Annotated in this window: 8 protein-coding genes; 1 reads left to right on the forward strand and 7 read right to left on the reverse strand. The window is 63.4% G+C overall.

The genetic code is table 11. The features are described 5' to 3' along the window. Positions 1–24 precede the first annotated feature (24 nt). Genes E3O45_RS06410 through E3O45_RS06420 form a run of 3 tightly spaced genes read right to left on the reverse strand, consistent with a single transcriptional unit; the run spans position 25 to position 3,916 of the window. Entirely contained in the window at positions 25–933 is a 909-nt protein-coding gene (locus E3O45_RS06410; RefSeq protein ID WP_134470540.1) for a carbohydrate ABC transporter permease, read from the reverse strand. After that, on the reverse strand, positions 930–1,883 hold the full coding sequence (locus tag E3O45_RS06415) for a carbohydrate ABC transporter permease (RefSeq protein ID WP_134442629.1): 954 nt from the start codon (positions 1,881–1,883) through the stop codon (positions 930–932). The genes E3O45_RS06410 and E3O45_RS06415 overlap by 4 nt, the downstream gene beginning before the upstream one ends. Beyond that, the gene (locus E3O45_RS06420) at positions 1,880–3,916 is read right to left on the reverse strand and encodes a beta-galactosidase (RefSeq protein WP_134442630.1); all 2,037 of its coding nucleotides are present in this window, start codon (positions 3,914–3,916) and stop codon (positions 1,880–1,882) included. Before E3O45_RS06420 ends, E3O45_RS06415 begins: the two co-directional genes overlap by 4 nt. A gap of 178 nt (positions 3,917–4,094) precedes the next feature. Between E3O45_RS06420 and E3O45_RS06425 the strand changes: the two genes are divergently transcribed. Then, positions 4,095–5,117 carry a LacI family DNA-binding transcriptional regulator gene (locus E3O45_RS06425; RefSeq protein ID WP_134442631.1) on the forward strand — a complete coding sequence of 341 codons (1,023 nt, stop codon included), beginning with the start codon at positions 4,095–4,097 and terminating at the stop codon, positions 5,115–5,117. Between the two features lie 222 nt (positions 5,118–5,339). Here E3O45_RS06425 and E3O45_RS06430 read toward each other — a convergent pair whose 3' ends face one another. The 4 genes from E3O45_RS06430 to E3O45_RS06445 all read right to left on the reverse strand — a co-directional run bounded on the left by E3O45_RS06430 (position 5,340) and on the right by E3O45_RS06445 (position 10,323). Further along, positions 5,340–6,236 carry a glycine betaine ABC transporter substrate-binding protein gene (locus E3O45_RS06430; protein WP_134442632.1) on the reverse strand — a complete coding sequence of 299 codons (897 nt, stop codon included), beginning with the start codon at positions 6,234–6,236 and terminating at the stop codon, positions 5,340–5,342. 134 nt (positions 6,237–6,370) lie between these two features. Further along, positions 6,371–7,294, reverse strand: a complete 924-nt coding sequence (locus E3O45_RS06435; RefSeq protein ID WP_134442633.1) for a proline/glycine betaine ABC transporter permease — start codon at positions 7,292–7,294, stop codon at positions 6,371–6,373. Continuing rightward, positions 7,291–8,586 (reverse strand): glycine betaine/L-proline ABC transporter ATP-binding protein, encoded by a 1,296-nt coding sequence (locus E3O45_RS06440; RefSeq protein WP_134442634.1) that lies wholly within the window; start codon positions 8,584–8,586, stop codon positions 7,291–7,293. Before E3O45_RS06440 ends, E3O45_RS06435 begins: the two co-directional genes overlap by 4 nt. Before the next feature lie 339 nt (positions 8,587–8,925). Beyond that, positions 8,926–10,323: a cation:dicarboxylate symporter family transporter gene (locus tag E3O45_RS06445; protein WP_134442635.1), complete on the reverse strand. Its 1,398-nt coding sequence runs from the start codon at positions 10,321–10,323 to the stop codon at positions 8,926–8,928. Between the last annotated feature and the right edge of the window lie 134 nt (positions 10,324–10,457).

Here is a 10,457-nt window from a genome sequence, read left to right on the forward strand (position 1 = left end):
GGAAAAGCGAGGGGGTGAAGCTGGCTACTTCACCGAACCGGCGCTGAGGCCGTTTCGCCAGAAGCGCTGGAGCAGCAGGAAGATAATGATCAGCGGGATGATCGACAGCAGAGCGCCGATCAGAACGTAATCGCGCAGCACGGGGATCTGGTTGACCTGCGAGTTCCAGGCGTAGAGGCCGAGCGTGACCGGGAACAGGGTCTCGTCGCGCAGCATGATCAGCGGCAGGAAGAAATTGTTCCAGATGGCGACGAACTGGAAGAGGAAGACGGTGACCAGGGCCGGCACCATCATCCGCACCGAGACAGTGAAGAAGGTGCGCAGTTCGCCGGCACCGTCGAGGCGGGCGGCCTCGATCAGTTCGTCGGGAACGCTGGCCGACGCGTAGATGCGGGAGAGGTAGACCCCGAACGGGCTGACCAGGCTGGGCAGGAACACCGACCAGAACGTGTTGGTCAGGCTGATCTGGCTGAAGATCAGGAACAGCGGCAGTGCCAGAGCCGTGGCGGGCACGAGCACCCCGCCGAGCACGACGTTGAAGATCAGTTCGCGTCCCGGGAAGTTGTACTTGGCCAGTGCGTACCCGCACATTCCGGCGATGAGCGTGCCGACGAGGGCGCCGCCACCGGCGTACAGCGCGCTGTTGAGCATCCACTTGAGGTAGACGCCGTCGCGGTAGGCCACCAGGTTTGCCATGTTCTCGAACAGGGAGAAGTCAGCGAACCAGAGCGGGTTCGTGCTGTTGAACTCGGAGCGGTTCTTCGAGGCCGCGACAAGCAGCCACCAGATCGGCACCAGGAAATAGAGCGTGAAGACGCCCATGACAATCATGGCGCTGACCCGGGCGAACGGGCTCTCTCGCTGCGCGCGCGGCGTCTTGCCCTCGAAGGAACGGATTCCGCGTGCTGGCTTGGTAGGGGTCAGGGTGCTCACTTGCTTTCCTTCCGCTGCGTGAACTTCAGGAACGTGAAGGAGAGGATGAACGTGGCCAGGGCCAGCACCACGGAGAACGCGGCGGCCAGGTTGAAGTTCGGGATCGATGAGGTGGAGTACACCGTCAGGTTCGGAGTGAACGTGCTGGTCACGGCCGAGCTGAAGCTGCGGAACACCTGCGGTTCGGCGAGCAGCTGCAGGGTGCCGATGATCGAGAAGATCGCGGTCAGGACGATCGCCGGCATGATCAGCGGGATCTTGACCGACCAGGCGATGCGCAGCTGCCCGGCCCCGTCGAGGCGGGCGGCCTCGTAGAGCTCGGCCGGGATCGCCAACAACGCCGAGTAGATAATGAGCATGTTGTATCCCACGAAGACCCAGGTGACGACGTTGGCGATGGCCCAGAGAACGAGGTCCGCCGAGAGGAAATTGATGTTCTCGGTGACGGCACTGAACGGTGACAGGTTGGGCGAGTAGAGGTAGCCCCACATGATCGCGGCGATGACGCCGGGCACCGCGTAGGGAACAAAGAACGCCAGCCGAAAGAACTTTTTTCCGCGCACGAGCGGCGAGTCCAGCAGCAGGGCGAATAGCAGTGCGAGGCCGAGCATGATCGGCACCTGCACGATGCCGAAGGCGAGCACCCGGCCGATCGACTCCCAGAAGGGCCCGTTCTGGAAGACCAGGATGTACTGGGTGAGTCCGCCGAAGACCTGAGTCGCTTGACCGAAAGTGCCCTCGCGCTCGATCACGAGCAGCGATTGGTAGATCGCATAGCCGATCGGCAGGAGGTAGAACAGGGCGAACAGTGCACCGAACGGGATCACGAACGCGAGGATCGCTCCCTTGTGCTGCACGCGCGGCTTTGCTCCTGGCGGCTTGGCGGCGCGGGGCCCCTTCCCGGCGGCGGCGCCCGGGGCATCCGTTATAGGAACGGCAGGTGCGCTCATGATGCGGGGTCCTCTCTGATCACGCGGACGGCGCCGGCCGGCACGCGCACGGTTCGACCGATGGGCTCTCCGACGACAAGTTCATGGCCGGAGGCCGGAAGCTCAACGTCATCGTGACCGTGGTTGATGATGAACAGGTAGCTGCCGGTGGCGTTCACTCGGCGAACGACTTCGATGGTTCCCGCGCTCTCCGGGCCAACCGCGGTAACGCGTGCTTCCTCAGCAATCGTGCGCATGAGGTTCCTCAATGCTCCGGGCTCCAGCGCGGTCGCAACGTACCAGGCGGTCCCGCTTCCGTGACCGTTGCGAGTGATGGCGGGGATTCCGGGTAGTGGCCCGTCAAGGTAGTTCGCCACCACCTCGGCGGTGTCCACCCGCAGGCGTTCGCTCCACAGGCTCGCGGCGGCGCCAGAGTCGAGGGTGAGAACGTGTCCGGGCAGCAGCGGGGAGAATTCTTCCACAGTGATTCCGAGGAGCTCGCGGAACGCGCCAGGGTAGCCACCGGAGCGCACCCGGTCGTCTTCGTCGACGATGCCGCTGAAAAAAGTGATCAGGGCGTGGCCGCCGGCCGCAACATAGGAACCCAGGTTCCGGGCCTGCTCGTCAGAGATCAGGTAGAGGCACGGGGCGACAACGAGGCGGTAGGCCGAGAAATCAGCGTCGGGCGAGACGATGTCGACCGTGACGCCGAGCTGGTGCAGAGCCGTGTAGGCGGCGTGCACCTGGTCGAGATAGCGCACCGCATGGGAGGGGCGAGACTCTCCGTCGCCGGCCCACCAGGCCTCCCAGCTGAAGATGATCGCAGCATCCGCGACGACCCGGCTGCCGGCGACCTCGACGAGGCGATCAAGGGTCGCGCCCAGGGCCACGACCTCGCGCCAGAGCACGGTGTCGGTGCCAGCGTGGGGTACCAGGGCGGAGTGGAACTTCTCTGACCCTTGTAGGGAGGCGCGCCACTGGAAGAAGCAGATGCCATCGGCACCGCGGGCGACGTGGGCGAGGGAATTGCGAGTCATCTCGCCGGGCACCTTGGCCAGGTTGTGCGGCTGCCAGTTGACGGCGCCAGTGGCCTGTTCCATGAGCAGCCAGGGCTCCCCCTGGGCGAGCCCACGAGTGAGGTCAGCGGCGAAAGCGAGTTCGATGGCTGGGTCGGCGAGGCGATGGTCGAGGTAGTGGTCGTTGGCGATGATGTCCATATCGCCGGCCCAAGACCAGTAGTCGAGGTTACGGATGTGCGCGGTGACCATGAAATTGGTGGTCACGGCCACGTTCGAGTGGCGGCGCAGCACCGCGGCCTCGAGGCGGTAGTAGTCGAGCAGTTCGGCCGAGCTGAATCGGTGGAAGTCGAGCACCTGGCCGGGGTTCCGGCTGGACAGCGTGAGCCGCGGGGTAAGGATCTCGGCCCACTCGCCGTAGCGCTGGCTCCAGAACGAAGTACCCCAGGCGGCGTTGAGAGCGTCAATCGTGCCGTAGCGCGCCTGCAGCCAGAGGCGAAACGCAGCCGCGGTGTCATCGCAGTAGCACAGCGCGTTGTGGCAGCCCAGTTCGTTGGACACGTGCCAGAGGGCGACGGCCGGGTGGCGGCCGTACCGCTCGGCGACCTTCTCCACCAGGGCGAGCGCGTGCTCACGGAACACGGCCGAACTCGGACACCAGGCCTGGCGGCCGCCCGGGAAGCGGGTGGTGCCTTCGGCGGTGACCGGGAGCATCTCGGGGTGGAGCGTGGTCAGCCACGGCGGCGGCGAGGAGGTGCCGGTGCCGAGATTGACCCGGATGCCATTGGCGTGCAAGAGCTCGATAATCGTGTCGAGGGTGGCAAAGTCGTATTCGCCCGCCCGCGGTTCGAGGTGGGACCAGCCAAAGATATTGATGGCGACGAGGTCAACGCCGGCCTCGCGCATCAGGCGCACGTCGTCGGTCCACGTCTCGGGCCCCCACTGCTCGGGATTGTAATCACAGCCGTAGGCGATGCCCTCGTGCACGAACGGAGTGGCCGTGGCCGTCTCGTTCAAAGTGGCTGCTCGCGAGTTCATGCGCTCCCTGACTGTGGCGTGCAAGCCGTATTGGCGACACACTGTTGACGGCTCTGTGAACGTACACAGAATCAAGAAAAAAACTCTCCATTGGGTTTTCTGTGAACGTACACAGACTAGGTATCTGCCGGCGGTCGTGTCAAGTGCGGCGGTTGTTCGTGAGCGTTACAGTTATCAAATGGTGATAATTCCGTCTCGACGCAAACGCGCGACGATTCACGACGTCGCTGTGGAGGCTGGCGTGTCCCGCGGCACGGTCAGTCGGGTCGTGAACGACGAACCCTACGTCTCGGCGTCAGCCCGCATCGCAATCGAAGCCGCCATCGAGAAGGTCGGTTATGTACCGAACAACGCAGCGCGCAGTCTGGTCATGCAGCGCTCAGAAGCGGTCGGCTTCATTGTGCACGAGCCACACTCGCTATTTCTGGATGACCCGAACATCGGCGGAATCCTGCTCGGAGCCAACACCGTGCTTTCCCACTCGGACTACCAGATGGTCAGTCTCGTCATCGACTCCCAGCGCGACACCGACCGCGTCGCCCGCTACCTCAGCGGCGGTTTCGTCGACGGGGTAATCATCGTCTCCGCCCGCCGCGAAGACCCAATCACCCGAGTCATCGAGAAGCTGCGTCTTCCGGCGGCTTTCGTTGGACATCCGCCAGAGCAGAGCCCGCTGCCATTCGTAGGAATCGACAACCGGGCATCAGCGCGCGCGATTACCGAACGCCTCATGCAGACCGGACGCAAGCGCATCGGCATGATTGCAGCCGCACTCGATCGCGATTCCGGCGCCGACCGACTCGCCGGCTTCACGGATGCCCTGGGCGACCGCTTCGACCCTGCTCTCGTCGCCCAAGTACCGCTCTACACCTTCACCGACGGGATTGAAGGCATGTGCACGCTGCTTGAACGCGACCCACTGATTGACGGCGTGTTCGCGGCTTCTGACGCCGTAGCAGCGGGAGCACTCGAAGCGCTCCGCCATGCCGGGCGCAGCGTGCCCGGTGACGTCGGCATCGTCGGATTCGACGACAGTTCCTGGGCGCTGCGCACCCAGCCACACCTGTCGACCGTGCACCAGCCGGCCTTCGGTCTGGGTGAGCGAGCAGCGGAGTGCGTGCTCGGCCAGCTGCGCGGCGAAGAGCAACCCGCCGACGGCATCCTTCTTCAGACACCTATCGTCTGGCGCGAATCCGCTTAAGCGACAAACGTTGGGGATTCCACACCCGGCGTGGCGTACACCCGTGGCGGACACCACCTCCGCTGTACCGAGATTCGCGCCGGCAACTCCATGAACAGCTGATGGCTGACCACGGCGACGTGATGAAAAAATCATGTATCTATCGACAAGTTCTACTCCGCGACAATAAACAGAACGGCCCACGTCCGAGGACGCGGGCCGTTCTTCGTTCAGAATCCGTGACTAGCTGGTGAGGCCGTCCACGTACTCCTGGTTGTCTTCGATCCACTGAGCGACGATCGGAGCGTAGTCCGAGCCGTCGTAGTCGACGAACATGGCCTCTTCGAGGGTGTACAGAGTCTCGAGGTCCATCTCGAAGCCTTCGATCCAGCCGCTGGCTTTGGGGAACTTCTCCGAGAAGTCGGCGCTGCCGAAGGAGTGCAGGCTCTCGACGGACTCGAGGGTACCCTCGGGGTCTTCGAGGTTCTTGATCGGGAACGAACCGTAAGCCCAGTGCGGCTCCCAGAGGGTCACGACGACGTTCTCGCCGGCATCCGTGGCTGCCTTGAGTTCGGTCAGCATGGCCGCCGTCGACGACGTGGTGAATTCCATGCCCTCGAGGCCGTAAGACGGAATGACGCGGTCTTCGGTCGCAGCGGTCAGGCCGGCGCCGGCTTCGATGCCCACAATCTGGTTGCCGAACAGGTCAGCGTTCTCGGCCAGTTCGGCGAGCGAGTCGATCGGGGCGTCCGCGTTCACCGCGATGGTGAGCTTGGACTCGTTGTTCCAGGCGCCCAGGTCGGTGATCTCGTCGCCGTAGGTCTCGAGGTACTCGCCGTGGGTGTCGGGCAGCCAGATGTCCATGGTGAGGTCGTAGTCGCCAGTCGAGAGGCCCTCGTAGACGGGGGCGACGTCGGCGTACTCGAGCTCGACGTTGTAACCCTTCTCGTCGAGAATGGCTTTCCACAGCTCGGAGACCGCGACGCCTTCATCCCAGCCGTTGAACACGGCGAGGGTGACGTTCTTCTGGTCGTCGTTGCCGTTTCCGACCGTGTCGACCTCGGTTTCGGCGGCACAGCCCGCTAGGGCGAGGAGCGAAACCGCTCCAAGGGCGATAAGGGGTGTTGAACGAATTTTCATGCGTCTTCCTTTCGTGCCACCCGCTGCGGGCGACTGGGGATTGACTCGTGGTGCGTGCGCCAGCTCCCGTGGAGCCTGCGCACATGGAACGGATGCGGGGCATCCGTTGGGAGGAGGGACTCGGAATGACCAGGTCAGACGAGAGCCGATGCTGGCACGTTTGCCGGCTGTGCTGCAGAGTTCGCAGCCACGCGATTGGCCTTACGGGCAGCGAGCATACGTCCGAGCGGAGTGCTTCCATTGCCGAGCGCGGCGGTGACACGGTCGAGGAAGATCGCCAAGATGACCACGGCGAGACCGGCCTCGAAACCGAGGGCGACGTCGAGACGCGACAGCGCCGCCACAATCTCACCGCCGAGAGCGCCGGCACCGACCATGCCGGCGATGACGACCATCGAGAGCGACAGCATGATGACCTGGTTGATGCCGGCCATGATCGTCGGCGTTGCCAGCGGCAGCTGAATCTGCCTGAGGATACGCCACGGGCTCGCGCCGAAGGCCTGGCCGGCCTCGACGACCTCCTTGTCGACCCCGCGGATGCCGAGTTCGGTGAGCCGCACACCGGGTGCCATGGCAAAGATGATGGTCGCCACGATGCCGGGAACCTCACCGACCCGAAACAGAATGAGGGCCGGAACCAGGTAGACGAAGGCCGGCATAGTCTGCAGAAAGTCCAGCATCGGCCGGATGGCACTCGAGGCGACCGAAGATTTGGCCGCGAGAATACCGAGCGGAACACTCAGCCCGATGGCGATGATGCTCGCCACGAGAACCAGGGCGAGGGTCAACATCGCGTTTTCCCACTGATTGACACCGAGAATGAGGCCGAGACCGATCACTGTTCCCACGGCGAACTTCCAGCCACGGACGGCGAAGCCGATGGCCGCTGCGATCGCGATGATGACGTAAAACGGCGGCGCGACGAGCACGAAGGCTACGCCTCCGAAGGCACCGTCAACAATCAGGCGAATGAAAGCAAAAACAAACCCGAAGGTAACCGTGATCCATTCGATAAAGGATTCGATCAAGGTGCCGAGGGGAATACGGAAGTCGTTCACGCTTCGGCTCCATCCAGCGCGGTGTCGCGCAAAATATCGGTAATAACGTTGACCGGAATAGTCGCCGGCGGGTGGATCACCGGCAGTTCACCGGTGCTCGTGGTGACGTTGCCAATTGCAGCGAGCAGGGTGACGCGCGGAATGACTCCGAGCAAGCGATTCTTCGAGTCGACGACGGCGATGGGCAGGTCGCTGCCGACGGAAGGCTCGACGAGATCGACAAGGGCAGTATCGGGCGCAACTGTGGTGGCATCGTCTCGAATGATTGTTCGGAGGTCGGCGTCCCCGGCCTTGACCATTTTGAGCACGTCGCGGTCGCGCACGATTCCGGCGAAACTGCGGTCGCGGTTGAGCACGAAAACAACGGATGTCTGGAGGTCTCGCATCGTGCGGAGCGCGGCTCGCGGGCCAGCCGTTTTGGTGACGACAGCCCGAACCGGTTCCATGACGGTCGTCGCGGTGAGCACGCGCGCCCGGTCGACGTCCTGCACGAACTGGGCGACGTAGTCGTTGGCCGGGTCGGTCAGGATCTCTTCCGGCGTGCCGATCTGCACGATGCGGCCGTCACGCATGACGGCGATTCGGTCGCCCAGGAACATGGCCTCGTTGAGGTCGTGGGTGATGAAAATGATGGTCTTGCCGAGCGCTGCCTGCAGCTCGATGAGCTGCTCCTGCATTTCCCGGCGAATGAGCGGGTCGAGGGCCGAGAAGGCTTCGTCCATGAGCAGCACGTCGGTGTCGGCGGCGAGGGCTCGTCCGAGGCCCACTCGCTGCTGCATTCCGCCCGACAACTCCGACGGCAGGTTGTCGGCCCAGCCAGCGAGACCGACGAGGTCGATGATCGTCTGGGCCTTGGCGAGGCGTTCTGCTCGCCCCATGCCCTGAATCTCCAGGCCGTAGGCCACGTTGTCGATCACGGTGCGGTGTGGCAGCAGGGCGAAGTGCTGGAAGACCATGGAAATGCTCTTGCGGCGCACGTCGCGCAATTCCTTGGCCGACACGTCGGTGATGTCCGTGCCGCCAACGGTTACGGTGCCGGAGGTCGTCTCCCACAGGCCGTTGAGCATGCGGATGAGAGTTGATTTTCCCGAGCCGGACAGGCCCATGACGACGAAGATCTCGCCCCTCTTGACCTCGAAGGAAGCGTCGATGACGGCGGCCACCCCGAGGGAAGAGATTTCGGCGCGGCTCTTGCCGGCCTTGAGCTTCTTGGCGATTTCATGCGGACGACGTCCGAATGCTTTGTAGAGGTGATCTGCCTTGACGGCTATGGTTTCTGAACTCTCGGTCACGCGTTCTCCGGTGCACGCCGAACGTAGCCGATTTCACGGCTGACACTGGGGCGTGCTCTCTTGTCGGACGGGTTGGCGCCAAGCGGCCCAAACGCGACAATCAACGCGGGCTGGAGCAATCATGGGATCGCATCCGTCGGTGCCGCACCATACGAAGGCGGCCGTTCCATCTCAAATGGTGGCTACGTCTGCGCGTCCTGGTGAAGGGTTGTAAGACCGTCAACAATCCTAACACACCCCGGTTTCGGTTGCCCGAAAGGGCAGAAAAAAAGGGGTGCCGCCCGGGAGGATTCCTCCGGACGACACCCTTAGCGCGAGTCTAATACTCGCCTTTTCGACTCAAATGCGTTCCAATACCCGGGATTGTGCGGCCTTCTCTTCGGTGCGCTGGGTGTCGGCGACGCTGACGTGACCGTGGGTGAGCATGGTGCGTTCGTCAAACGGTTCGAGCTTGTCCAGCACGCGGTCAACCTGCACCCGGTCGAGTTCCTTGGTCCAGGAGCCAATCATGACGGTTGCCACGGCGTTGCCGGTGAAGTTGGTCAGCGCGCGAGCTTCAGACATGAAACGGTCGATGCCGACGATGAAGCCGACGCCGCCGACGAGTTGCGGGGCGTGGGCCTGCAGGCCCGCGGCCAGTGTTGCGAGGCCGGCGCCGGAGACCCCGGCGGCGCCCTTGCTGGCGATAATCATGAAGACGAGCAGCCCGATCTGTTCGCCGAGGGCCAGCGGCTGACCGAGCGCGTTGGCGATGAACAGCGAGGCCATGGTGAGGTAGATCGCGGTACCGTCGAGGTTGAACGAGTAGCCGGTGGGCACGGTGACTCCAACGACGGGCTTGGAGACGCCGAGGTGTTCCATCTTGGCGATCAGTCGCGGCAGCGCGGCTTCGGACGACGACGTCGACACGATGAGCAGGTATTCCCGGCCGAGGTAGCGCATGAGCTTGAACAGGTTCACACCCGTGACCAGCTTGAGGAGGCCGCCAAGGATGACCACGATGAAGAGGATGCAGGTGATGTAGAAGGCTGCCATGAGCGTGAACAAACTGATTACGGCCTGAATGCCGGTGGCACCGACGACCGCCGCGATCGCACCGAATGCACCGATCGGGGCGAGCCACATGACCATGATCAGAATGCGAAAGACCAGGGCCTGCACGTGGGCTAGCCCATCGAGAATCGGCTTGCCGGCCGGGCCCATGCGCTGCAGCGCGAAGCCGGCGATGAGAGCCACGAGCAGCGTCTGCAGAATGTTCCCGCTGGTCAGCGACGAGAACAGGGTGGTGGGAACGATCCCGAGCAGGAACGATTTGGTGTCGGCCGATTCCGTGGCGGCGAAGGTGGCATCCGACAAGTTGATGCCCTCGCCCGGGTGGATCATGTTGCCCACGACCAGTCCGATGCCGAGCGCGAAGGTCGACATGACCAGGAAGTAGCCGAGGGCGAGGCCACCGATCTTGCCGACGGTGGCTGCCTTGGCGATGGAGCCGATACCGAGGATGATCGTGCAGAAGATGATCGGGGCGATCATCATCTTGATCAGGGCGATGAACAGGTCACCAAGCGGCTTGAGCGAGACCGCGAAACCCTCGGGTCCGCCCCAGACCAAGCCGACGACGACGCCGAGCACGACCGCGACGATGACGGCCATGTAGAGGTAGTGCGACGAGTCGATTCTCTTCTTAGGCTTGCCGGGTTTGTTGAGTTTGGTACGGGTTGATGGCGTCGATGCCATGTCAGACTCCTATGTCTAGGCTTAACCCAATACCGTTCAGTTAAGCATCTCCGTGTTACGTTGTGGGTATGGCGCGTACAGGGTGGGTGAAGCCGGTCTCTGACCGTCGGTTGTCGGATTTGGTGTCGGTCGGT

The organism is Cryobacterium sp. TMS1-20-1, from assembly GCF_004402355.1.
Taxonomy (GTDB): Bacteria; Actinomycetota; Actinomycetes; order Actinomycetales; family Microbacteriaceae; genus Cryobacterium; species Cryobacterium levicorallinum.

Excerpts from the sequence above, each read along its gene's own strand:
- E3O45_RS06415 (WP_134442629.1), bottom strand. The coding sequence starts at position 1,883 with ATGAGCGCACCTGCCGTTCCTATAACGGATGCCCCGGGCGCCGCCGCC.
- E3O45_RS06420 (WP_134442630.1), bottom strand. The coding sequence starts at position 3,916 with ATGAACTCGCGAGCAGCCACTTTGAACGAGACGGCCACGGCCACTCCG.
- E3O45_RS06425 (WP_134442631.1), top strand. The coding sequence starts at position 4,095 with ATGGTGATAATTCCGTCTCGACGCAAACGCGCGACGATTCACGACGTC.
- E3O45_RS06430 (WP_134442632.1), bottom strand. The coding sequence starts at position 6,236 with ATGAAAATTCGTTCAACACCCCTTATCGCCCTTGGAGCGGTTTCGCTC.
- E3O45_RS06445 (WP_134442635.1), bottom strand. The coding sequence starts at position 10,323 with ATGGCATCGACGCCATCAACCCGTACCAAACTCAACAAACCCGGCAAG.